The sequence below is a fragment of the Streptomyces sp. NRRL F-5630 genome (genome assembly GCF_000719475.1).
Taxonomy (GTDB): Bacteria; Actinomycetota; Actinomycetes; order Streptomycetales; family Streptomycetaceae; genus Streptomyces.
The window spans coordinates 1-20,955 of the sequence record NZ_JOGO01000019.1; the positions used below are offsets into that span (position 1 = coordinate 1).

The window sequence follows — 20,955 nt, forward strand, 5'->3', positions numbered from 1 at the left end:
CGGAAACCTCGGGCGTTCGCTTCGCTCAGCCGGTGCCATCGACGCCGACCCGGACACGGCATGACCCTCAGCCTCGTGGGATTACGGGACAGCGCTTAGGCGGTCTGTTCGAGAGCCGGATTCAGGGTGCGCACGTTGCCGCTGCCAGCAGTTCCGGGAAGGCGGAGGGTTCAGCCTTGCGCAGGTCGAGCCACCAGCTCGCGTAGTCCACGTTTCGTAGGGCTTCCTCGACGGTCTCCCACTTGGCCTCCGCCGTGTCTTCGTCCATCACGAGGGCGGTGTACGCGTCGGAGAGGAGCTGGTGGCGGCAACGGGTGGCCCAAGGGACCATTCGTGCCGTGCCGTGGAGAACGGGCATCTGGTGAAGCTTCGCCCATTCCTCGACGGCTTTCTCTTCGGCCGCGCGTTCCTTTGCGCGTTCGGCCGAGCGCGCGGTTTCCCAGCACGCGGTGCAGGGCTGCGTCCCGAGCCACTCGGCGAAGCCGGCCCGGCGATCGGCGGGACGGTTGGTGAGGTCTCGCGTTTCCGTGTGGCCGCAGGTGTGATCGATGGTCCACTCTGTGGGGATTGCCATGTGTTGGTGCCGCTTTCTGTCTTCTGAGTCTGGTCGGCGTGGTCGTGTGGCGGCGGCTCAGCGTGTCTTGCGGATGGCGTCTGTGGCCGCCTTCGCGATGGCGGCGGGCGCGCTGGAGGGCTTGGGGAGGTGAAGAAGGGTGGCCCCCGGCAGGTGCTGGGACTCTGTGGTGAGGGTGAGCTGGAGTACGGCGCAGCCGGCGGCGGTGAGGCGTTTGACGCGGGTGACGGCTTGGGCGGTTTCGTCGCTGCCGTAGTGGGCGTCGGTGACGATCACGAGGAGGCGGCCTGCGCCGGGGCGGCTGAGGTCGAGTCCGTGGTCGAGCGCGTCGATGGCGTCGGCCAGGTTGTGGTTGCCGCCGTTGGCTTCGAACAGTGTCACGCGCTCCGGCGCGCGGTTGCTGGGCCGGGTCAGTGCGGTCAGGTGCATGTCGTAGGCGACGGTGGCGGTACGGGAGTCGGGGTCGGTCAGGGCCGCTGCGCGGGCCACGATCCAGGCAGCGGACGCGACGGGCCCTGTGGCGGCGCTCATGGAGCCGGAGACATCGACGGCGATACCCACGCGTAGCGGTGGGGTGGGGGAGGTGCGGCGGCGGGTGTGGGTGAACGGTTCCGCGGTGGGGACCGATCCGGCCGCGCGCTGTGCGTCGCGGGCGAGGGCCGCGCGCATGTTGAGGCGGCCGGGCGGGGTAGGGCTGGTGGTCCGTTCCTCGGTGCGTTCGCGGTAGGCGGCGGCGCGCAACGCGCGGCTCAGGCGCGCGGCGGCACTTCGCTCGGCAGCGGTGGGCTTGCGGCTGCCGGTGACAGGGTTGCCGTAGGGCGCCGGGGTTCCGTCGGGATCGACGGTGGTGCTGCGGGGGTTGAAGACCGACTTGGCGGTGGCGGCGGCTTTGCGTCGCTGGCCGGCCCGCCGAGCGCGGTCCTCGGCCTGCGCCTTGGACTGTGCGGCCATGGCGTTGGTCGCTGCAGCCTGTGCGGCAAGGTCGGCGGCGTCGGTGGCGGCCATGCTGTTCATGACGGCGCCTGCGGCGTCGGAGAGCAGATCGGTGAGGTTGCCGGGCACGGGCAGGGCGGGGGTCGCGGCGTCCAGAGCGTCGCACCATTCCTGAGCGTGCGCGAGCATCGTCGTGGCGTCGTGATCGGCGCACTGCTGGGCCGCGCCCCAGATGCGGGTGAGGGTGGCCAACAGCGGTGCGCTTAGCACCTGTTCGCACAGCTCGGCGACGGCCCGGGTTTCGGCGGCGTCGAGGATGCCGATATCGCGGCGGCCGAGGATCAGGGCCGCCGCGCCGGCGGCTTGCTCGATGCCCTGGAGGGTGGGGTGGGCGATGTCGGGCATGACCAGGGTCCGGGCGCTGGCGCGCAGGTATGTGCGGTCGGTGGGCCGCCTGAGAAGGTGCTGTCCTTCGACACGGCTCTCCTCCAGCAGGAGCGCGGCCTCAACGACACGGGGGGCCGCTCCGGCGGGCTCCGTCCAGATGGAGTGGGCCGCGTGCGCGGCCTCGTGGACGAACACCCCCCAGGCGGCCGGATACCGCTCCTCGTCGCCGACGATCCGCGGATTGATCTCGTGGGGCTGGAGGGGGGCGAAGAGGCGGGCGTCGAACTCGACCTCGGCCAGAGAGGGGGAAAAGGCGGCGGGTGCGCCGCTGCGGGTGCCGGGGCGGCAGGTGACGAGGAGGTCCTGGCGGCCGGCGAGGTCGACGAGGCGGTCGCCGAGTTCGGCTCCCACGCGCAGCCACGCCGCCGGGGAGGAGCGCGGCTGCGCGGGCGGGGCCCCGTCGTCGGCCCAGCGGGCGAGGTCGGCGACGTCGTCCGGCGCGGTGGCGGGGGACTGGACGTGGTGAGCGCTCATCGCGTGTGCCCCCGGTTCGTGGAGCCGGCGCTCGGGGGCTGCGGGGCGGCTGAGGCAGGGAGCTGCTTGCCGAGGGTGAGGGGAGCGATCTTCTTGACGCCAGCAGCCTTGGTGACGGCGTCGGCGACGGCGTCACGATCCTCCACGGGAGCGACGCCGATCAAGTTCGCGAGCGCGGCCGTGGTGCCGAGGACGGCCTCGGTCTTCTGGAAGCTGAGCAGCTCACGCAGCTGAGGCGCCCAGCCCAGCTCGCCGAGTTCGACCTGGCGGGCGAGGTGCCGGGCGACACGAACCACCCGCGCATCGATCCGCAGCGCCAGGGCCAGGTCGTAATCGGTGCCCACCTGGACCTGCACGCTGAAACGACTCGACAACGCCTCCGTCAGCACCGCCCCGTGCACGCCAGGATTGTGGCCCGCCACCACGTAGAAGCCGCTCTCGGCCTTGATGGTCTCGCCCTTGTGGGCCTTGACCTGGATCTGCCGGCGCCCGTCCATCGCCGGATACAACGACGCCAACACCTTCGGCGAGATCAGGGTGGCGTCGTCGATCAGCAGGGCGCGGCCCTCGGTCATCGCGGTGACCAGCGGACCGTACTGGAAGACGTAGCCTCCGTCGTCGTCCTGCGTGTACTCGCCGATCAAGTCGCCGACCGTGGTGTCGCCGTCCCCGGCGACGGTGAGCAGGTCCGGGAACGCCGCCTCCACCAACGACGTCTTGCCGGTGCCCGGAGGGCCGTAGAGCAGCACTGGCACGTCGGCGTCGCGAAGACGGGCCAGCGCCTCGACATCGGGCAGATCGGCCAGCTCCCGAGGGTGGTAGAGCTGGCCCCCCGCGCGACGGATCGGGCCGGTCTGCTTGGGCGTGGTTGCTGTGGGAATCGTCGTGCGGGCCGTGGCCGCCTGGACGCGGGGAGAGTGGGTGCCCGGTGGGCTGATCACAGCGGTTCGCGCGGCTGCGGCGGTTTTCGCGTTCGCGCGGAAAGTGGGCTGTCCGGTTCCGCCTTGGTCGGCCTCGCCGCGACGCACCAGGGTGAGGGCGGCGTTGCGGACGGCGCCGTGGGAGTGTCCCAGTTGCCTGGCCATGTCCCCGATGGTGAGCGCGTCCGCCGGCCGTTTGGCCAGTAGCTTGGCGACCTTGGCCCGTAGCTCGCCGCCCTTGGTACGAGCTGGACTGGTGGGCGGTCCGGGTGTGGTCAAAGCAAGCCCCTTGAACGGATGCGGATACGGACGGGGGTTGGCAACGCGCTGGAAGACGGGCCGCTCTCGTTGCGGGTCACGGACTGTGCCGATGTCGCCGACCGGCGCGGCCGGGGCGTGGTGGCGGCGCTCACCGGCTGACCGAGGGCTCGGTCCACATGCACGGGGTGGCCGGTGACGAGCAGTTCGCCGGCCGTCGAGCAGGGGCCTGCGTCCGCTCCGTCCCGGGTTTGGTCGCTTGGCAGGCGCAGAGGGGCGCCTCCTCGAAGCCGGACTCGAGCAGGATCCGCCGAGCGGCGGAGTTGTAGCGGGTGGTGGTGATCTCGCCGGTGAGGGCGTGCCGGATGGTGCGGACCGGCTCTGGCGCATCGGGCAAGGTGGGTCTCCTACCGGTGGTGACGGGAATGCGGCGGGGTGTTGGGCGGTGTCTGTGCAGACGCAGTGTGCGAACTGCGGACCATCTCTCCGATGCGCGTCGTGGACGAGGCGAGGCGGCGGGAGAGCCCCTGCGCGAGGACCCGGTAAGTGGCGGCTGCGCGGCCCATCTCATCTGCGGCGCGGCGAAGTTGGTCGGCACTGGTCACGGGTGTGGGGTCTGCGTCGTCGTAGAGGTAGATCTCGGTGCGGTGATGGATGGCGAGGTCGCACAGAGTGGCGGCCAGCGAAATCTGGGCGCAGGCGCCGGCGAGGTGCGCCAGGGATTCGGCGGCGCCCTCCATCTGGGGGTAGGGGCTGACCGACAGGTCGTAGAGCTGGCGCGTGCTCTTCGAGGCCAGCTCGTGCAGCCGCAGGCTGACAGGTGCGATCTCGCGGACAGGCTTGGCGATCTCGCCCCGTTGGATACGCCGGGCCTCGGCCGTCAGCTCCTCCAGGGTGGCGGACGCGTCGCCGAACAGGCGGATGTGTTGGGTCAGGTTGACGGTGCGCAGGGCTACTCCTGCCTCAGCGGGTGCGGGAACTGGACGCCTGTGCGGCGGTAGGACGAGGCGGCGAGAGGCTGATGTTCGCTTCGGTCACTTCAGGTGTGGGATTGCGCCGCAGGGCGGGAGGGGTCTGTACAGCCGCGACCGCGGCGTCGGGTCCGCGACGAGACGCGACGGGAGCGGCGTTGCGTGCCTCGGCGCGGTCGTGGAAGACGGCCTGGGCGAGGCCGGGGTCGGCTGCGACGATCTGGCCCTTGTTCTGCAGGGCGCGGATGGAGCCCGAGACGACGGTCAGGGCCGAGGCCCGGTCCAGTCGTCCGGGCAGCGTGTAGATGTCCAGTTCCTTGTGGTGAATCCAGCCGCGAGCGGTGAGAGCGTGGTCGCCTCGGTCGGGCCCGTCCGGGGTGCTGGCGGTGGCGGCGACGATGCCGAGTTCGGGGTGCTCGGCGAAGACGACGTCGGGGTCGGGGAGAGAGGTCATGGAAGCGTCTTCCTCTCGGTGATGGCGAGAACGGTGTGCGATGCGGTGCGCCTCAGCGGGAGCGGTGCGGCGGCGCCGGCGGGGAAGGTGACGGGGGCCGCTGGCCGACGGGTGTCTCGCCTGTCGGCGCGGCCGGTCGGGAGGCCGCGGCGCGGGTACGTGCGGAGGACACGGGCGGGCCGACGCGACTTGCGAGGTGGGCCCCGGCGCGCGCGAGCGCCGCTCCCTGGGCGGACAGGAGGTCGGCGTAGTGCCATCCCTCGCTGTTGCGCAGTTCGATGGCCCGGACCTCGTACAGGTCTCGGTACCTGGACGGCATGGGGTTGAGGTGGATGACGGCCTCCGCCCACTCGTCCTGCAGCTCGGCGGCCCGTTCGAGCGTGGACTCGATACCGCGCAGGTTGCTCAGATCGGTACTGAGCGGGCCGCTCAGGTAATCCACCGCCAGCGCGGTCGCGCGGACGCCTGCGAGGACTTCGGGACCGTGGGCGAGGAAGGTCTCGACGTGGGTCCATGCCTCGGCGTCGCGGCCGACTTTGCCATCGGCGTAGCGATCTTCGTCCAACGGCCATCCCTCGCTGTCGCACAGGGAGTCCGAGATGGCGTCCCACGCGTCGGAGGCGCGGGTGATGCCCTCGGCTGCGGCGGCCAGCGCGGGAACATGGCGGGTCCAGAGGGGCTCGTCGGCGGGCTCAGAGCCGGGGGCGCCGGTCGGGGTGGTGTTTGCGTCGGTCATGTGGTGGACCTCGTGAAGTGTGCGTGCCCTTGCCGGGCGCTCAGCGGGAGCGGGGGGACAGCAAGGGGGCCGCTGGGTCCGTGACCTCGGCGTTTTTGGGTCCCATGCGTGCGTCGGTGTCGAAGAGTTGGCGCTCTTCGGGGTGGAGGATGTGCTGGGTGATGAAGCTGCGGCCGGCGACCTTCCAGAGTCCCCGGCCGCGGGTCAGGGCGGAGACGGCCTGGGCCTCGACGCCGGTGAGGCCGAGAAGCGTGGTCGCGGCGGCGAGCTGGTCCTGCTCCTGGCGGTAGATGACGCGCGTGGAGCAGTCGCTGAGAAGTCCTTCGGCCAGGGCGCGTCCGCGCGAGCCGGCCGAACCGGCGGCGAGGAGGTCGCTGAGCCGGTGGATGACCATCCAGTTGGCCAGGCCCAGGCCGCGGGAGAGCTTCCACTGCGCCTGCATGCGTTCCAGGAGCCCGGTGTGGCGCATGATGCGCCAGGCTTCGTCGTAGATGACCCAGCGGCGCCCGGCCTCGGGGTCGGCGAGGGCGGCCTCCATCCAGGCGCTGGCGCAGGTCATGGCGAGGACGAGGCCGAGGTCGTCGCCGGTGCCGCCGAGGCGGGAGAGGTCGATGGTGAGCATCGGCGCGTTCGGGTCGAAGGTGACGGTGGAGGGGGCGTCGAACATGCCGCTCAGGTCACCGTGCAGGAGACGGCGGAGGGCGTGGCCGAGGTCGTCGGCGGCGGTCGCGATACGTCCGGCGGACCCGGCGAGGACAGCGTCGATGCGGTCCGGGTGGGTGAGGACGCTGGCGACGTCGCCGAGCAGAGGGACGGCGCCGGCGCTCTCGGCCTCGGCGACGGCGAGGTCGAGGGCCGTGTCGAGGGCGGTGTGCTCGGCGGGGCGAAGGTCGCGCCCGAGGACGGTGCGGACGAGTCCGGCGAGCAGCAGAAGGCGCCGCTTGCGGACTTCGCCGCGCCAGTCCTGCGGCGACACCGAGGCGGGCCGGGCCGGGGCGTCCAGCGGGTTGAGGCGTCCGCTCAGTCCCGGGCCGAGCGCGATCGTTTGCCCGCCCAGGGCCGAGGCGACCGGCCCCCACTCTCCCTTGGGGTCGGAGGGCACGTAGATCTTGTAGCCGTGCGCGATGGCGCGCAGCGCGATGCTCTTGGCGAGCGCGGACTTGCCTGTCCCGATGATCCCGGCGATCACGCCGTTGGGGTTGGTGAAGCCCTCGACGCGGCCGGAGGCGTACAGGGCGAAGGGGTCGTAGCAGAAGGCGGCGTCGGCGTGGACGTCGCGCCCGATGTAGAGGCCCTCGGCGCCGAGGCCACCCTCGGCGAGGAAGGGGTAGGCGCCCGAGACGACTGCCGTGGTCAGCCGGTGGGCGGGCAGACGGAGCTTCCCGCCGCGCGCGGAGGCGGGGCCGGGCCTGCCGGAGGCCGGATAGGTGGCCCGCATTTCGGAGTCGAGCCCTGGCGTGGGCTCCTCGCGGTCGCTCTGTCCGGCGGTGGCTGCGCGGCGGCGGGCGGCGGCGAGGCGGGCGCGGTGGACCTTGCGCTCGGGGCGGTCGGGCCGCTGGGTGGGGGAGAAGAAGGGGGAGGCGATGGCGCGGCGCATGAAGTCCTCGTGTCAGGTGCGGAGTTCGGCGGCGGTGGCCCGGCGGCGGATGAGCCGTACGGCGCCGTGGTGGCGTCGGCACAGGTGGGTAGGCGCGGGGCGCGGGCCCGGGGCGGCGTGGGCGGCGCGGTGCAGGAGGTCGGTCAGCTGCCAGGCGCGAAGCCGTGCTTCGCGTAGTGGTGCGGCGGCTTCCCGGATCGGGGTGGCGCGCTCGGCGTGGACATCGAGGAGGCGTAGCAGGGCGCATCCGAGGTCGTGGAGAGCGTCGAGGTCGTCCGGGCCGGCGAGGAAGGGCCCGGTGCAGGTGGCGCGGTGCAGGTCGAGGGCGGTGGCGGCGAGCGGGAGCAGGCCGTCGGGTGGGGGCGGTTCGGGCTGGTGCATCGGGTTGCCCGCTTATGCCGCGAGGGCCAGCGAGAGCGCCGCGCTCGTGAACGCTTCGGCCTGCTGCATGAGGAGGGGGCGGAGGTTGAGCTGGGCTGCGACGGCCGCCGTCTCGATCGTGGCGCAGGCGGCGCGCAAGTCCTTGTCGTTCTCGGCGGACACGGTGATCAGCCCGGTCAGCGCGACATCGGCGTGACCGGCGATCAACTGTCGTTCCCGGTCGCGGACATCGGCGTACTCGGTGCTGTCCGCCTCGGATTCCACCTGTCCGCGCCGGGCGCGCTCGGCGGCGTCCGCGATGATCGCGGACTTCCTGCGGCGTACGTCGCGCAGCGCGGAATCCAGGCCCTGCGGTGTGTAGAGGAGGGAGAGGGAGCGGCGTACCCCGGCGGAGAACTGGACGGGGTGGAGGAAGGCGGCGCTCACGGCCGTGCGGGGCCAGTTCTCCACCCAGTAGGTGGCGTGGACGGCGGAGTCGGTGCTGATCCGGTCCGGGTGCTCGACGAGGACGACGGGCCCGGCGGCGGTCGGCGCGGCGGCGGGCAGGGGGCCCTCGCTCCAGGAGTCGAGGGCGGGAAGGGCTGCCGGGTCGTACGCGGAGCGGGTCACGGCGGCGATCTGCCCGGCGGTGAGCCACCCGGACGAGGTGAGCCCGGCATCGCGCAGGGCCTGCTCGGCGGTCGAGGTGAGCTGGGCGAGCACGCCGAAGGCGCCGCTCAGGCCGCCGCCCGCCTGCGCGGCGAGACGTCGCGTCGCCTTGAGGTCGAGGGCGAGCGCGACGTACATCTCGTGCGGTGCCGCCGCCGGGCCCGCCGAGGCGATCAGCTCCTCGTACAAAGCCCCGGCCCCGGGGGCGTGCGGGGCGCCGTGCTGGGACCAGTACCGGCGCAGGGCGTCGCCGGAGCCGGGCACGGTGCGCTCCAGGACCTGGATGCGCGCGACGTGCCCGGTGCGGGCGAGTGCGGCGAGCGCGCGGCCCCACCCGGCGACGTTGGCCTGCTGGGTGGCCGGGTCGAGAAGGGCGAAGGCGCGCGAGGAGACGCGCAGCACGGCGGTGAGAGTGGCACCGTGGGGGTCGTGCACGGCGGACAGGCGGCCGTCGCCGCTCGTGACGACGCGCAGGCTCGCGGCCCGGCCCGGCAGGTGCAGCAGCCCGTCGCGCGCCGGGCGGGGGCCGGGGCGGCGCAGCCACAGGAGCTGGCGGCGTATGCGGCGCAGCGCGTACCGGAGCACGACGGGTGTCCAGTCCGGCAGTGGGCGGCCTCGGCGGCGGCCGAGCGTGAGGGCGAGGAGGACGGCCCACAGGGGAAGTAGCGCAAGCGCGGTGAGGACGCCGCCGAGCAGCACCACCACCAGGAGCAGGATCCCGGAGAGAGCGGCGAGCGCGAGCTGCGCGGTGGAGAGGCCGGCGAGCACCCCTCGGCGGGAGCGGTGGGGGAACTTCACGGTCGGGGAGGGGGTTTCAGGCATGGTGGTCCCAGCGGTCGAAGAAGCGAGGGGCACGGGGGCGGGCGGTGCGAGGGGCCGCCCGCCCCTGTCTCAGGTCACGAGCCCTCGGGCGGTGGCGACCCGGGGTCTGGGGCCGGCATGTTCGCCTTGCGAAGGTCCGGCGGGGCCGGGGCCGGGGCCGTGCTCGGCGCGGGAGCGTCGGCGGGCGCCCGGGTGATGAGCGGGGGGATGCCGGGCCTGCGGATGAGCGGGGTGCCGCGGTCGCCCTCGGCGTCCGGGTCCTCGCCGTAGCGGAAGCGGACGGGGGACTGCTCCGGCCCGCCGTCGATGCCTTCCTTGCTCAGCCGGCTCCCGCCGGTCGGGTCGATCCCGGCGGCCGTGCCCGAGGAGTCCGTGCCTGGCACGGACGGCGGCCCCTGCGGCGCGGGGACACCGGTGGATGCCTGGAACGCGAGACGGCCCGCGGTCTTCGCGGCGTTCGCGGCCACGGTCACGCCCGCGACGGCGGTGCGGTGCAGGTCGTCGTGGCCTCCGCTGTCCGTCGCCCAGTGCACGAACTTGTAGCAGGCGTAGGGGCACAGCAGCACGAGGACCATCACGACGAGCCCGGCCAGGGCGTCGGAGACCGCGCCGATGCCGTCGCGGGCGTGGGTCTGGCCCAGGGCGGAGACGCCGATGAGGAAGACAACGGTCATCACGAGTTTGGAGAAGACGAGGGCGGCGGTCGCCTCGATCCAGCCGCGTCGCCACCGCTTTGCCGCCTCCCAGCCACCACCGGCTCCGGCGAAGACGGCCAGGGTCACCATCACGAGGACGGCGACCTTGCGCGCGACCATGACGCACCAGTAGAGGAAGGCGCCGATCGAGCAGGCGAGCGCGACGAACGTGGGCGTGACCCACCCGTTGCTGTACATCGTGCCGAGGTCGGGCCCGCCCACGAGCCTGCGTACGGCCTCCGCGATCGAGGTGTGCGCGGTAGCGAAGAGGCTGTCCGAGAGGCTGTCGGTCACGGTGATCGCGACGGAGGTGAAGGAGACGGCGCAGAAGGAGAAGAGGACACCCGTGACGGTGCCGGTGACGGCCTGGGCGAGCGCCCGCTCGTCGCGCCGGAAGGCGGCCTGCACGAGCTGGAGGCAGAAGGTGGCGACGATCACCACCAGGCCGATGGGCAGGAGCAACTCGTAGTTCTGCCGGAACCAGTGCGCGTCGAGGTCGATCGCGGTGGTGGCGTCGACGGTCCGGGCCGCGAGGTCGGCGGCGGACGCGGCCAGTTCCCCCACGCTCTTCGCGATCCAAGCGCCGACCGCGTTCGTCACCGTCCCGCCGGGATTCTGCGCGAAGTCGATCGCGCCGCACACCTTGTCCATCAAGGGCAGATCACAGACGGCCACGCGAACCTCCGTTCATATGGTTGGAGTTGGAGGTCATGGGGCCACCGCCGGGAGCACTCCGGCCAGCGCGCACGGGCGCTGGGGCCGGCACTGGACGGCGAGCGTGGCCGTGCGGGTCTCTGCGCCGGCCTTCGCGTGCCCCTTCCACGCGATCGACTGGTGGCCGGTGACCGTGACGGCGTAGACGTACGCCGTGCCCAGACGGGCCGGGTCCTGGCGCAGCGCGCGGGCGAACGCCTCGGGATACCGGGCCTCCGCCGCGGTCGCCGTCGCGTACTGACCGGAGGCCGACATCTCGGTCCACAGCGTCGGTGAGGGCACCTGCTCCTCGACGGACTCCCGGTCCACGACCTGCCTCTCGCGGGTGAGCCAGCGCTCCAGCAGTGCGAGGTGCTCGACCTGCGTGGTGCTGCGGGTGTCGTACGACCACAGGGCGACGGCGGCGGCCTTGGCGTAGGTGAGCGGATCGGATGTCGACGGAGGGTCCAGCACCTTTGAGGGCGGCGCTGCTTCGGCCTCCGGCGAGCCCTCGGCGGGGGCGGGCGAGGAGGAATCGCGCCCTGTGGGGGCGGGCGATGCTGCCGGGATGTGAGCGGCAGGTGCGGCGTCGGGGCGGGTGAGATACCCGACGAGCCCGGCGACAGCGAGCAGGACGACGAGGACGAGCGCGCCGAGTACGAGCCTGCCCTTCGCGCCCGTGGCGCTGCGGTCAGGTGTGAAGGAACGTTTCTTCATCAGTGCACCTGTGTGCCCAGGGCGGAGAAGAAGGTCACGATCCCGTTCGCCGCCCCGAGCAGCAGGGCAGCCCCGGCACTGACCAGCACGCCCTTCTTACCGGTCGCTTCCGCCTGGTGGCCGCCGGAGTGGTGCCCCCACGCCCAGACCGCGGCGCTGACCGCGAGTGCCCCGACGGAGGCGATGATCGCGAAGAGGTTGATGCCCCCGACGACCTTCTTGAGGACGGCGAGGCCGGGCAGACCGCCCTCGGTGGGCTTGACGCCCGGGTCGTAGGCGAGCTGGATGACGTCGAGGACATGGTGCACGGGCACTCCGATTCCGGGCATGCCGACGGCAGCCCTGGCGCGGACGGGAGGAAAGAAGAGGAAGGAGAGGGGGAGGAAGCGGTCAGCGCTGCCGGGACGACTCGGCGGAGGTCGGTGACGACGGTGCGGCCGGGCGGTCGGCGTTGCCAGGACGCACGGCCCGGCCGGAGCGGGCCGAGGAGGTGCCGCTCGCTGTGCGGCTGAAGACGCCGGGGCGCGTGGCCTTGATCTGCCGGAGCAACTCGGGCTCAGGCCCGGATAGTTCGCCGGAGAACTCCTCGACGATCCACGCCGCCTCCTTGAGCTGCCCGTGGACGGACAGCACGGAGCTGCGGTACTCGTTCAGTTCGGTGGGCGCAGGCTCCGAGGAGAGATGGAAGCGCACCGCGCACTCCAGGGCCGGTGCCGCCCGCAGCAGCGCCTTGTTCACCAGCAGCGCGGCGTGCGCGTACGCGTAGGTGGCCCTGCGCTCGGCCTCCGCCTCCGGCGACTCGCCCGCCACGTCGACCGGCCCGACGGCGTTACCGACAAGCCCCGCGTACGACTCGGAGAGGTGCGTCAGCATCTCGGAAAGCCCCTTCCAGTGAACGGAGTTGAGGGCGGCGAGGCTGTAAAACGCGGCGGCGCACTGATCCAGGTGGCGGGCCGTCTCCCGCAGGAGGTCCGCCTGGCGCTCGACCGGCAGGTGAGCCTGCGGCTGGTACGGCAAATGATTCCCTTCTGGTCAGACGACCCGCCGGGCGGCGAGGATGTCCCCCCGCCAGGCGTCGAGGGTCGTGATGCGGACGACGTCGCCGGTGTGCGGCGCGTGGATGATCAGTCCGGAGCCGATGTACATCCCGACATGCTCCGGCGCGGCGGCGCTCCCCTCGGTGAAGAGGAGGTCGCCCGGCTCAAGGTGGTCGACCGAGACCGCCTTGCCTACCTTGACCTGCGTGTATGTCGTGCGGCTGAGATGGAGCCCGGCGGCGGCGTACGACTGCTGCATGAGCGAGGAGCAGTCGCACCGGCCCATCGGGTCCGGGCCGTGCGCATCCGTGCAGGACCCGCCCCACTGGTACGGCGTGCCGAGCTGCCCCTGGGCCCAGCGGATCGCGGTCCGCACCGCGACCGGGGCGTCCTTCGGGATGGTGTAGCCCTTCGGGACTGTGCCGGCCGGAATCGGCCCGAACTGCGCCTCGTCGGCGACGCACCCGTCGCCCGTGGCGAGGGAGGCAGCGCCTGTGTCGCCGTCGGGATCCAGGACGTGGGCGAGCGCGGTCCGGAGGGCGAGCGCGAGGTCCTCCCACTTGGCGTAGGCGTCGGGGAGAGCCGAGCGCTGCACTGCCTGCGCCGCCTGGGTGAGGGACAGCGACTGCCACCCGTCCACCTTCCGCAGCGCCTCGTAGAAGCGCGTCGCCGCGTGCACCGGGTCCCGGGTCTCCTCGACCGTCCCCCACCCCTGCGAGGGACGCTGCTGAAAGAGCCCCACGGAATCGCGGTCCCCGTACGCGAGGTTGCGCAGCCCCGACTCCTGAAGAGCGACCGCGAGGGCGATCACCTGGCCGCGCGCGGGGACGCCGAGCGAGATACCGGTGGCCACGATCCGCTCCGCGTTCGGGATCTGCTCGGCCGGGTCGGGAAGACCCTCGACGTTCACCTCGGTGGCCCTGCCGCCCGCGAGGAGGTGCTCGACCTGGCCGGCCACAGCAGCCGTGTCGACGGGGGAGGTTGAGGTGCAGCTCGCTTCGGCCGTCGTACTCGCGACAAGCAGTACGGGCGCGGCGAGCAGCAGGGGTGCGGCGGCCAGCAGACCGAGCGCCGCTCCGGTGGTCTTCACGAGGTCGTAACCCGTGTTGATGTGTGCATGGATGCCTCCCATGGTGAGAAGGCGCGGCGCCGGAGACAGTACGAGAAGGTCCGCGACGCCGCGCCAGGCACGTACCGCTCAAGGCGGCCCGGCCAGAGAGGGATGGGCCCCTGTTGGCCGTGGGTGCGAGCGCGGCAGCAAGCCGCCCTTGTAATCTCTCGCGCCGCACGAATGCCTCCGAACACGCAGGTCAACGCCCTCCGAACCGGCTTCCGGCGGGCTGTGCGGCGAGACGGTACGCACGAACCTCGGCCGCACCAAACGGCAGCCGAGGCACGGGAGTCGAGAGGCGGTCGCGTTAGGTACGGCCGAGGTTCGCGGCTACTCTCCGCCGGACCCATTCCCGCCTGGCAGAAAGGGGGCGAGCCGATGGGCTACACGCTTCACCGCGGCGACGCGCTCACCATCCTCAAGACCCTCCCCGACGAATCGGTCCACGCCGTCATCACCGATCCCCCGTACAACAGCGGCGGACGCACCAGCTCCGAGCGCACCGGGCGCACCGCGCGCGCGAAGTACGTCACGAGCAACAGCGCCCACGACCTCGCCACCTTCCCCGGCGAGAACCGCGACCAGCGCTCCTACCGCTCCTGGCTGACCGAACTGCTCACCGAGGCGTACCGCGCGGCGACCGAGCACTCCGTCGCCATGGTCTTCTCCGACTGGCGCCAGGAGCCCACCACCACCGACGCCCTCCAGATGGCGGGATGGACGTGGAGCGGGACGATCTCGTGGATCAAGCCCGCGAGCCGCCCCCGCAAGGGCGGACCCAAACAGGACACCGAGTTCGTCACCTGGGGTGTCAAGGGCACCCTCGACAACACACGCGACCTCTACCTCCCCGGCCACTACATCGCCTCGCAGCCCCGCAAGGACCGCGTCCACATCACCCAGAAACCCGTCGAGATCATGCGGCAGCTCGTCAAGGTCTGCCCCGAAGGCGGCACGGTCCTCGACCCCTTCACCGGCAGCGGCTCGACCGGAGTCGCCGCCCTGCGCGAAGGACGCAACTTCCTCGGCGTCGAACTCTCCACCCACTACGCGGACATCGCCGAACGGCGGCTGCGCGCGGAGCTGACCCAGGACGACTTCGTCCTCGCCGGGCCCGAGGAGTGAGGTCGAGAACCGGCCCGGGGCCGGCGGATCCCAGACGGCGAAGGGCGGCTGGTGCACCATGAGCCGGTGCACCAGCCGCCCTTCCGTGTGTGTCAGGCCGCTTCGAAGGCCCGCCGTATCAGCGGCTGCGCCCGCTCCAGGGTGGCGGGTGAGCCGACGCGGACCTCCAGGTCTCCCGTCCCGAGGTGCCCGATCCCGCGCATGTCGCGTGTGAAGCCCTCCTCCAGCTCGACGGTGTCGGGGTCGAGGCGCAGGTACGTGAGGATCACCTTGTGTCCGGGGCGGAACAGGACCGAGGCGATGTTCACGAAGCGCCGGTATGCGATGTAGTGCTGAAGCGGGGTGACCTCGACCTCACCCCACGCCGTGAGAGCCTCGTTCAGCTCGCCGTACAGGTCCTCCAGGCACGCCGGAGCGGAGCATCGCGCCGGCGGAACCGGCGCGGCGGAAGGCTTCGGTGCTCCCGCGGTTCGTTCTCTTCTGCGCTGCGCCCCGCTGGGGTGCGACACGCCGGGCGAGGAGTGCTCCAGCAGGAGGCTCAGCAGGTCCCCGTCGAAGACGCGGTAGCGCACGAGGTCGATCCGCTCGGGGACGTTGTCCACGGCGACGCGGTCGTGGTGGGAGAAGGCCGACGCGATGCAGATCATCCGGGGGCGACGCCAGTCGATGCTCTTGGCCGCCTCCGCGCCCAGCACGGCACGGACCAGCGCCTCGAACTCGTGACGCGCCGAACGCAGCCAGGTCATGTACGAGACGGCCTGCGACAGCACGCCGCTGTCCGAGCCCTTCTTGTACTCGATCACGACCGGGGCACCGGTCTCGTCGAGCCCGAGCGTGTCGATCCGACCCCGGTGCCACGGACCCGTCGCGTACTCCGAGGCCAGGAACCGCACCCCGAGCATCGCCTCCAGCCCCGCCTCGACCCGCCGCTGAAGCTCCACCTCCAGCGCCACCGCCGAGCCCACCAGCTCCACGTCCCGCCCGTCTGCACGCCGTCGGAACACCTTCAGCTCGGCCACCAGCAGCTCCTCCCGTGATTCCTGCACGGGACCCAATCACCGGACGGTCGCGAATATTCCACGTGCGCAAGAAGCTCTCCGCCGATGAGGCGGCGAGGCATCGCTAGCGCCGCCTACAACAGGCGGCACGAGCGCCATCTCGACGAAGTGCGCATCACGATGCCGTCCCCCTCCGAGCGACTGAGGTGGTGCGCGACAGTGCCCAGCGCCAGACCAGTAACCCGGCTCAGATCTCGTACGGAAGGCCCTTCGCCGTACTTCCCGATCCACGACCGTATGGACGCAAGGACAAGCGCCCTGCTCTCCCCGGGCTCCGTGGTCACGAGCGACCCGTCGGCGGACATGGGAAGCGGCAGAGCAGCTCGCGCCGTCGCGTATTCGACTCGGGTGCATCCAGTAGCGCGGCCGACTCGCGGATGAGACGGCGTCGCAGCCGGGTGACGTCGCTCGCACTCGCCCTCGCGAGAGCGCCGTAGGTGCTCCACCGCTGAGCGGCAAGCTGTAGGACAGGGTCGTGCTCCATACACCGACCCGATCACATGTTCGATTTTGGGCGCAAGTCGATGCGTCTCGCCGTTGGCGCAGAACAGCTGTGGCTGTGTCCTGTGTCACCGAACTTTGACCGCGTGCCATCGACGCGTGACGGATGCGAGTTTGTGTCATCGAAGGTTGATTGGGCTTCCGCCCAAGTCGGCAGCCGCCGCGTCGGCGATCCGCTGCCCGCTCCATCAGCGGCGCCTTCGATCCCAGCGCGCACCGGGCCAGCGCTCCGCCGTCCGATTGGGCGGGATCCGCGACAGCCTCAACCAGCTGAGCTGGTACGCGCCGATCTCCTCCACCCGCTCCAGTGCGCGGCGAACGCCTTGCTCGCGGTCCGCGTTGGCCAGCCTCCGTAAGGCACTCGGGACTCCACGTCTTATTGCATATAGCTTGCAATAGCGTAGTAGGTGCAATAATGCAGCGCTTGGGCTAAGGAGGGGACGTGGCCGCACCTGTGGTCCTCGGGATCGAGTCGTCCTGCGACGAGACCGGGGCGGGCATCGTGTCGGGCGGGCGACTGCTCGCGCACGTCGTGGCGTCGAGCATGGACGAGCACTCCCGCTATGGCGGTGTCGTGCCGGAGATCGCCGCGCGGGCGCACCTGCACGCGCTGCGGCCTGTCGTGCGGGAGGCACTGGAGCGCGCCGGTCTGCGGCTGCGGGATCTCGACGCGGTCGCCGTCACCACGGGCCCCGGGCTCAGCGGCGCCCTCCAGGTCGGTCTCGCTGGTGCAAAGAGCCTCGCGTACGGGATCGGAGTACCGCTGTACGGGGTGCATCACCTCGCGGGGCACGTCGCCGCGGACACGCTGGAGCACGGGCCGCTCCCGGACCCGTGCGTCGTGCTGATCGTCTCGGGCGGGCACACCTCGCTGCTCCTCGTGCGGGACCTGGCGCGCGAGCCGATCCTGCACCTCGGCGACACCGTCGACGACGCAGCAGGGGAGTGCTTCGACAAGGTGGCCCGTGTCCTCGGTCTCCCGTACCCCGGCGGTCCCGCCATCGACCGCGCGGCGCGTGACGGCGACGGTGGCGCCGTCCGCTTCCCGCGCCCGCTGACGGGGCCGCGTGACGACCCGTATGCCTTCTCCTTCTCCGGCCTCAAGACGGCGGCGGCGCGCTGGGTCGAGAAACACACTCTGGCCGGGGAACCCATCCCCGTCGCAGACGGTGCCGCTTCGCTCCAGGAGGCCGTGGCCGACGTTCTCACCCGCAAGGCGCTGGCGGCCTGCCGCGCCTACGACGTCTCCACCCTCGTGGTGGTCGGCGGCGTCGCGGCGAACTCACGGGTGCGGGCCCTCGCGGAAGAGCGCTGCGCCGCCGCCGGGATCGCCTTGCGGGTCCCGCCGATAACGCTGTGCACGGACAACGGCGCCATGATCGCCGCAGTCGGGGACCTCCTGGTCCGCGCCGGGGCGGAGCCGGCGCCGCTCGACGTCTCGATCGACCCTTCCGCGCCGCTGGAGTACGCGGCTCTGAACCCTGTCGCCGTTGTCAGCGCGAGGGCGGCGTGAGCGGGCTGGTGCGCGTGCGCCGCGTGACCGCCGCCGCGTTGCTGCGCAGGCGAGAGGAGGTCGGGCGAGTCTACGGGGAGGTCTTCGCCGAGCCGCCCTGGTGCGAGGGACCGAAGGAGACCTCGGCCTTTGTGCAGAGGCTCCCTGACGACGTGCTCCGCGAAGGATGCGTCGCGGCCCTGGCATTCGGCAGCGGGCGGGACCGCGAGCGCGTCGTCGGTTTCGCGACGGCCTGGACGACCCCCGCCGTCTTCCCCACCGGGCGGTCGTACGCCGCCGCGCGCGCCGCGCTCGGTGAGAAGAGGACCCGGCTGTGGCTGTGCGGGGCGAGGGAGATCGACGAGATAGCGGTGGCTCCGAGCGCACGCGGCGCGGGAGTGGGCACGGCACTTCTCGGCGCTGTGACCACCGACGCCCCCGACGGCCGTTGCTGGCTGCTCACCTCCGCCGCCGCGACCGGCTCGCTGCGCTTCTACCGACGCCTCGGCTGGGCACGGGCCACCTGTCCAGCCCCCGAGGGCGCCGGGCCCGTCGTTCTGCTCGGCCCTGGCCACCCCCGTCGCGGCGACATACCGGACTGACCCCCGTTCCCAGCCGTCCCGACCACCCCGGAGCACTTCCCTTGCGTACCGCCGACATCCGCAGCCGCTTCCTCGACTACTTCGCCGCCCGCGGCCACACCGTCGTCCCCAGCGCCCCGCTGCCCACGCCCGATCCGACGCTGCTCTTCGTCAACGCGGGGATGGTGCCGTTCAAGCCGTATCTGACCGGCGAACAACCGGCGCCGTGGCCGCGCGCGACGAGTGTGCAGAAGTGCGTGCGCACCCTCGACATCGAGGAGGTCGGCAAGACGACACGGCACGGTTCCTTCTTCCAGATGAACGGCAACTTCTCCTTCGGCGACTACTTCAAGGAGGAGGCCGTCACCTTCGCGTGGAAGCTCATCACCATGGCGCAGGCCGAGGGTGGGTACGGCCTCGATCCGGACCGGATCTGGGTCACCGTCCACCATTCCGATACCGAGGCCCGGAGCATCTGGCGCGAGATCGCCGGGCTGCCCGAGGAACGCATCGTGGACCGGGGCGACGAGGACAACTTCTGGTCGATGGGCGTCCCCGGTCCCTGCGGGCCCTGCTCCGAGCTGTACTACGACCGTGGCCCGGCCCTCGGCCGGGAGGGCGGCCCGGCCGTGGACGAGGACCGGTACATGGAGTTCTGGAACCTCGTCTTCATGCAGTACGAGCGCGGCGAGGGCACCGGGAAGAGCGGCTACCCGATCCTCGGCGAGCTGCCCCGTCGCAACATCGACACCGGCATGGGGCTGGAGCGCATGGCGACCCTGCTCCAGGGCAAGGACAACCTCTACGAGATCGACGAGACCCGCCCCGTCCTCGACCGCGCCGCGGCCCTCGCCGGAGTCCGCTACGGGAGCGACGCCCAGGCCGATGTCCGCCTGCGCGTCGTGGCCGACCACGTACGCACCGCCCTCATGCTTCTCGCGGACGGCACCACTCCGGGCAACGAGGGACGCGGCTACGTCCTGCGCCGCATCATCCGCCGCGCGGTGCGCTCGATGCGCCAGCTCGGTTACGGCGATCCCGCGCTGCCCGAGCTCCTGCCCGCCGCCCGGGACTGCATGGCCCCCAGTTACCCGGAGATCGCCGAGCACTTCGCACGCATCGGTGACCAGGCTTACGGCGAGGAGGACGCCTTCCGTTCGACGCTGCGCCAGGGCACCACGGTGCTCGACACGGCGGTCAAGGAGCTGAAGAGCGAGGGGAGCACCGCGCTGCCGGGCGCGAAGGCGTTCCTCCTGCACGACACCTACGGCTTCCCCATCGACCTCACCCTGGAGATGGCCGCCGAGCAGGGCATCGAGGTCGACCGGGCGGGCTTCACCACGCTCATGACCGCCCAGCGCGAGCGCGCCCGTGCCGACGCCCGCGCCCGGAAGTCGGGCGCGCTCACCGACACCACGGCCCTGCGCGAGATCCGCGACACGCACGGCCCTACCGACTGGCGGGCCTGGGACACCCTCACCACCGAGTCGAAGATCCTCGCCGTGCTCGGCGGCCAGGGACCCGTACCGGTGGCACGCGAGGGCGAGATCGCCACCGTCGTCCTGGACCGGACGCCCTTCTACGCCGAGTCCGGCGGCCAGGAAAGCGACGCGGGCCGGCTCACCGGCGCCTCCTTCGAGGCCGAGGTCATCGACGTGCAGCGCCCGCTGCCCGGCCTCGTCGCCCATCAGGTCCGCGTAACGGCGGGTGAACTCGCCGCCGGGGAGACGGCACACGCTGCCGTCGACCCGGAATGGCGGCTCGGCGCCCGTCAGGCGCACTCGGGCACCCACGTGCTGCACGCCGCCGTGCGCGAGGTACTCGGCCCCACCGCCCTCCAGTCCGGTTCCTACAACCGTCCCGGACACCTGCGCCTCGACTTCCCCTGGCGCGGCGCGCTGACCCCGGGCGTACGCACCGAGATCGAGGAGAGCGCCAACCGTGCCCTGCGCCGCGATCTGCCCGTCTCCGTGCGGTGGATGACCCTTCCGCGGGCGAAGGAACTCGGCGCGCTCGCTCTCTTCGACGAGACCTACGGTGAAGAGGTCCGCGTCGTGGAGATCGGCGGCGCGTGGTCGCGCGAGCTGTGCGGCGGCACGCACGTCGCCCACGCCTCGCAGATCGGCACGATCGCCCTCACCGCCGAGACCTCGGTCGGTGCGGGAATGCGCAGGCTGGAGGCGGCCGTCGGCATCGAGGGCTTCGGCTACCTGGCTCGTGAACGCGATCTCGTCACCCGGCTCGCGGAGCAGGTGGGAGCGCCGCGCGCCGAACTGCCCGAGCGTGTTGCCGCGCTCCTCGACCGCCTCAAGGCCGTCGAGCGCGAGAACACGAGGCTGCGGCAGAGCGCCACGAGCGCGCGTGCCGCCGAACTCGCCGCGCGGGCCGAGGACGTCGCCGGTGTCCTCACCGTCACGACGACCCTCGACGACACGCCTGCGGAGGCGCGTGCCCTCGCCACCGCCGTACGCGACCACCTTCCCGCCCGCACTGCGGGAGCGGTCGCCGTCGCGACAACGGGAGGCAATCTCGTCCTGGCGCTCACGAAGTCGGCCACCGAGAGCGGCCTGAACGCGGGGGCACTCGTCAAGCGACTCCTCGGCGGCCGGGGAGGCGGCTCGCCCCTCCTGGCCCAAGGGGGCGGGCTCGGCGAGGACGACACGACGGAGGCGCTGCGGGCGCTGCGCGGTCTGCTGACGGCGCGGTAGGCGCCGCTGCTCGCCGCCGGGG

Annotated in this window: 20 protein-coding genes and 1 pseudogene; 4 read left to right on the top strand and 17 right to left on the bottom strand. The window is 72.0% G+C overall.

The features are described 5' to 3' along the window. Window positions 1–121: 121 nt before the first annotated feature. The 15 genes from IF99_RS0111685 to IF99_RS0111755 form a co-directional block, all read right to left on the bottom strand. Window positions 122–574, bottom strand: a complete 453-nt coding sequence (locus IF99_RS0111685) for a hypothetical protein (protein WP_030996346.1) — start codon at window positions 572–574, stop codon at window positions 122–124. 57 nt (window positions 575–631) lie between these two features. After that, the gene (locus tag IF99_RS0111690) at window positions 632–2,428 is read right to left on the bottom strand and encodes a hypothetical protein (RefSeq protein WP_030996347.1); all 1,797 of its coding nucleotides are present in this window, start codon (window positions 2,426–2,428) and stop codon (window positions 632–634) included. Beyond that, the gene (locus tag IF99_RS0111695; RefSeq protein WP_199806487.1) at window positions 2,425–3,513 is read right to left on the bottom strand and encodes an AAA family ATPase; all 1,089 of its coding nucleotides are present in this window, start codon (window positions 3,511–3,513) and stop codon (window positions 2,425–2,427) included. The genes IF99_RS0111690 and IF99_RS0111695 overlap by 4 nt, the downstream gene beginning before the upstream one ends. Before the next feature lie 244 nt (window positions 3,514–3,757). Then, a complete protein-coding gene (locus IF99_RS0111700; RefSeq protein WP_010262970.1) occupies window positions 3,758–4,003 on the bottom strand; it encodes a hypothetical protein in 246 nt (81 codons plus the stop codon). Between the two features lie 10 nt (window positions 4,004–4,013). Continuing rightward, window positions 4,014–4,346, bottom strand: coding sequence for a hypothetical protein (locus tag IF99_RS0111705; protein ID WP_030996349.1), 333 nt, complete (start codon window positions 4,344–4,346; stop codon window positions 4,014–4,016). Window positions 4,347–4,569: 223 nt separating this feature from the next. Further along, entirely contained in the window at window positions 4,570–5,031 is a 462-nt protein-coding gene (locus tag IF99_RS31615) for a hypothetical protein (RefSeq protein WP_051703450.1), read from the bottom strand. 52 nt (window positions 5,032–5,083) lie between these two features. Then, complete coding sequence (locus IF99_RS0111715) at window positions 5,084–5,767, bottom strand: hypothetical protein (RefSeq protein ID WP_030996351.1); 684 nt, start codon at window positions 5,765–5,767, stop codon at window positions 5,084–5,086. Window positions 5,768–5,807: 40 nt separating this feature from the next. Next, window positions 5,808–7,364 (bottom strand): ATP-binding protein, encoded by a 1,557-nt coding sequence (locus IF99_RS0111720; protein ID WP_030996352.1) that lies wholly within the window; start codon window positions 7,362–7,364, stop codon window positions 5,808–5,810. A 12-nt stretch (window positions 7,365–7,376) separates the two neighbouring features. Continuing rightward, on the bottom strand, window positions 7,377–7,745 hold the full coding sequence (locus IF99_RS0111725) for a DUF6238 family protein (protein ID WP_030996353.1): 369 nt from the start codon (window positions 7,743–7,745) through the stop codon (window positions 7,377–7,379). Between the two features lie 12 nt (window positions 7,746–7,757). Beyond that, window positions 7,758–9,215 carry an SCO6880 family protein gene (locus tag IF99_RS0111730; RefSeq protein ID WP_030996354.1) on the bottom strand — a complete coding sequence of 486 codons (1,458 nt, stop codon included), beginning with the start codon at window positions 9,213–9,215 and terminating at the stop codon, window positions 7,758–7,760. 74 nt (window positions 9,216–9,289) lie between these two features. After that, window positions 9,290–10,585: an SCO6881 family protein gene (locus IF99_RS0111735; RefSeq protein WP_420705666.1), complete on the bottom strand. Its 1,296-nt coding sequence runs from the start codon at window positions 10,583–10,585 to the stop codon at window positions 9,290–9,292. A 33-nt stretch (window positions 10,586–10,618) separates the two neighbouring features. Then, a complete protein-coding gene (locus IF99_RS0111740) occupies window positions 10,619–11,320 on the bottom strand; it encodes a hypothetical protein (protein ID WP_030996357.1) in 702 nt (233 codons plus the stop codon). Further along, window positions 11,320–11,649 carry a DUF6112 family protein gene (locus IF99_RS0111745; RefSeq protein WP_051703451.1) on the bottom strand — a complete coding sequence of 110 codons (330 nt, stop codon included), beginning with the start codon at window positions 11,647–11,649 and terminating at the stop codon, window positions 11,320–11,322. Before IF99_RS0111745 ends, IF99_RS0111740 begins: the two co-directional genes overlap by 1 nt. 61 nt (window positions 11,650–11,710) lie before the next feature. Continuing rightward, complete coding sequence (locus IF99_RS0111750) at window positions 11,711–12,337, bottom strand: hypothetical protein (RefSeq protein ID WP_030996359.1); 627 nt, start codon at window positions 12,335–12,337, stop codon at window positions 11,711–11,713. A 15-nt stretch (window positions 12,338–12,352) separates the two neighbouring features. Then, window positions 12,353–13,447 carry a C40 family peptidase gene (locus IF99_RS0111755; RefSeq protein ID WP_030996360.1) on the bottom strand — a complete coding sequence of 365 codons (1,095 nt, stop codon included), beginning with the start codon at window positions 13,445–13,447 and terminating at the stop codon, window positions 12,353–12,355. Window positions 13,448–13,846: 399 nt separating this feature from the next. Here IF99_RS0111755 and IF99_RS0111760 point away from each other — a divergent pair, with 399 nt between their 5' ends. Continuing rightward, complete coding sequence (locus tag IF99_RS0111760; RefSeq protein ID WP_008746474.1) at window positions 13,847–14,593, top strand: DNA-methyltransferase; 747 nt, start codon at window positions 13,847–13,849, stop codon at window positions 14,591–14,593. Window positions 14,594–14,685: 92 nt separating this feature from the next. On the opposite strand, the gene IF99_RS0111765 is transcribed toward IF99_RS0111760, so the two are convergent. After that, window positions 14,686–15,612 carry a DUF5655 domain-containing protein gene (locus IF99_RS0111765; RefSeq protein WP_030996361.1) on the bottom strand — a complete coding sequence of 309 codons (927 nt, stop codon included), beginning with the start codon at window positions 15,610–15,612 and terminating at the stop codon, window positions 14,686–14,688. A gap of 702 nt (window positions 15,613–16,314) precedes the next feature. After that, window positions 16,315–16,495 (bottom strand): annotated as a pseudogene (locus tag IF99_RS35740) (hypothetical protein); the annotation flags it as partial. Between the two features lie 111 nt (window positions 16,496–16,606). On the opposite strand from IF99_RS35740, the gene tsaD reads away from it, so the two are divergent. The 3 genes from tsaD to alaS are packed head-to-tail and all read left to right on the top strand — an operon-like array spanning window position 16,607 to window position 20,933. Continuing rightward, window positions 16,607–17,665 (top strand): tRNA (adenosine(37)-N6)-threonylcarbamoyltransferase complex transferase subunit TsaD, encoded by a 1,059-nt coding sequence (gene tsaD / locus IF99_RS0111775; RefSeq protein ID WP_030996363.1) that lies wholly within the window; start codon window positions 16,607–16,609, stop codon window positions 17,663–17,665. Then, window positions 17,662–18,246: a GNAT family N-acetyltransferase gene (locus tag IF99_RS0111780; protein WP_107048958.1), complete on the top strand. Its 585-nt coding sequence runs from the start codon at window positions 17,662–17,664 to the stop codon at window positions 18,244–18,246. The genes tsaD and IF99_RS0111780 overlap by 4 nt, the downstream gene beginning before the upstream one ends. A 41-nt stretch (window positions 18,247–18,287) precedes the next feature. After that, complete coding sequence (gene alaS / locus IF99_RS0111785; RefSeq protein WP_030996365.1) at window positions 18,288–20,933, top strand: alanine--tRNA ligase; 2,646 nt, start codon at window positions 18,288–18,290, stop codon at window positions 20,931–20,933. Window positions 20,934–20,955: the final 22 nt, after the last annotated feature.

Coding starts and splice junctions, on each gene's coding strand:
- IF99_RS0111705 (WP_030996349.1), bottom strand. CDS start 4,346: ATGGAGGGCGCCGCCGAATCCCTGGCGCACCTCGCCGGCGCCTGCGCC.
- IF99_RS0111685 (WP_030996346.1), bottom strand. CDS start 574: ATGGCAATCCCCACAGAGTGGACCATCGATCACACCTGCGGCCACACG.
- IF99_RS0111745 (WP_051703451.1), bottom strand. CDS start 11,649: ATGCCCGGAATCGGAGTGCCCGTGCACCATGTCCTCGACGTCATCCAG.
- IF99_RS0111740 (WP_030996357.1), bottom strand. CDS start 11,320: ATGAAGAAACGTTCCTTCACACCTGACCGCAGCGCCACGGGCGCGAAG.
- IF99_RS0111695 (WP_199806487.1), bottom strand. CDS start 3,513: ATGGCCAGGCAACTGGGACACTCCCACGGCGCCGTCCGCAACGCCGCC.
- IF99_RS0111720 (WP_030996352.1), bottom strand. CDS start 7,364: ATGCGCCGCGCCATCGCCTCCCCCTTCTTCTCCCCCACCCAGCGGCCC.
- IF99_RS0111725 (WP_030996353.1), bottom strand. CDS start 7,745: ATGCACCAGCCCGAACCGCCCCCACCCGACGGCCTGCTCCCGCTCGCC.
- IF99_RS0111730 (WP_030996354.1), bottom strand. CDS start 9,215: ATGCCTGAAACCCCCTCCCCGACCGTGAAGTTCCCCCACCGCTCCCGC.
- IF99_RS31615 (WP_051703450.1), bottom strand. CDS start 5,031: ATGACCTCTCTCCCCGACCCCGACGTCGTCTTCGCCGAGCACCCCGAA.
- IF99_RS0111760 (WP_008746474.1), top strand. CDS start 13,847: ATGGGCTACACGCTTCACCGCGGCGACGCGCTCACCATCCTCAAGACC.
- IF99_RS0111715 (WP_030996351.1), bottom strand. CDS start 5,767: ATGACCGACGCAAACACCACCCCGACCGGCGCCCCCGGCTCTGAGCCC.
- IF99_RS0111690 (WP_030996347.1), bottom strand. CDS start 2,428: ATGAGCGCTCACCACGTCCAGTCCCCCGCCACCGCGCCGGACGACGTC.